Source organism: Streptomyces sp. NPDC057302, from assembly GCF_042667685.1.
Taxonomy (GTDB): domain Bacteria; phylum Actinomycetota; class Actinomycetes; order Streptomycetales; family Streptomycetaceae; genus Streptomyces.
In genome coordinates this window covers 1-1089 of the sequence record NZ_JBHUZJ010000182.1, presented here as the reverse complement: position 1 = coordinate 1089, position 1089 = coordinate 1, and the positions used below count along the sequence as shown (strand labels likewise).

Annotated in this window: 1 tRNA gene and 2 rRNA genes; all 3 read right to left on the bottom strand. The window is 53.7% G+C overall.

The features are described 5' to 3' along the window. Positions 1-112 precede the first annotated feature (112 nt). A tRNA-Met gene (locus ACFUPX_RS44160) sits at positions 113-189 on the bottom strand. Positions 190-200: 11 nt separating this feature from the next. Then, positions 201-316: ribosomal RNA gene (gene rrf, locus ACFUPX_RS44155) — 5S ribosomal RNA — on the bottom strand. Between the two features lie 55 nt (positions 317-371). Next, positions 372-1089: ribosomal RNA gene (locus ACFUPX_RS44150) — 23S ribosomal RNA — on the bottom strand; the annotation flags it as partial.

Sequence of the window (1089 nt, the reverse complement as noted above, 5' to 3'; positions counted from 1 at the left end):
TCTCTAACGACTGAGCTACCGAGCCAACATAAATTGCGGTCGCGACCTGGGTCGAACCGGCGATCTCCTGAGTGACAGGCAGGCATGTTAACCACTACACCACGGGACCATTTGGTTGCGGGGAAAGGATTTGAACCTGCGACCTTCGGGTTATGAGCCCGACGAGCTACCGAACTGCTCCACCCCGCGATAATAAAAATGCCTGGCAACGTCCTACTCTCACAGGGACAAAGTCCCAACTACCATCGGCGCTAAAGAGCTTAACTTCCGTGTTCGGTATGGGAACGGGTGTGACCTCTTCGCTATCGCCACCAAACAAATTGAGAGTGTTCTCTCAAAACTAGATAACAGATGTGACATCATTCAAAAATATGGTTAAGTCCTCGATCGATTAGTATCTGTCAGCTCCATGTGTCGCCACACTTCCACCTCAGACCTATCAACCTGATCATCTTTCAGGGATCTTACTTCCTTGCGGAATGGGAAATCTCATCTTGAGGGGGGCTTCATGCTTAGATGCTTTCAGCACTTATCCCGTCCGCACATAGCTACCCAGCGATGCCCTTGGCAGAACAACTGGTACACCAGCGGTGCGTCCATCCCGGTCCTCTCGTACTAAGGACAGCTCCTCTCAAATTTCCTACGCCCACGACGGATAGGGACCGAACTGTCTCACGACGTTCTGAACCCAGCTCGCGTACCGCTTTAATGGGCGAACAGCCCAACCCTTGGGACCGACTACAGCCCCAGGATGCGATGAGCCGACATCGAGGTGCCAAACCTCCCCGTCGATGTGGACTCTTGGGGGAGATAAGCCTGTTATCCCCGGGGTAGCTTTTATCCGTTGAGCGATGGCCCTTCCATGCGGAACCACCGGATCACTAAGCCCGACTTTCGTCCCTGCTCGACTTGTAGGTCTCGCAGTCAAGCTCCCTTGTGCCTTTGCACTCTACGAATGATTTCCAACCATTCTGAGGGAACCTTTGGGCGCCTCCGTTACATTTTAGGAGGCGACCGCCCCAGTCAAACTGCCCACCTGACACTGTCTCCCGCCCCGATCAGGGGCGCGGGTTAGAATTTCAATACAGC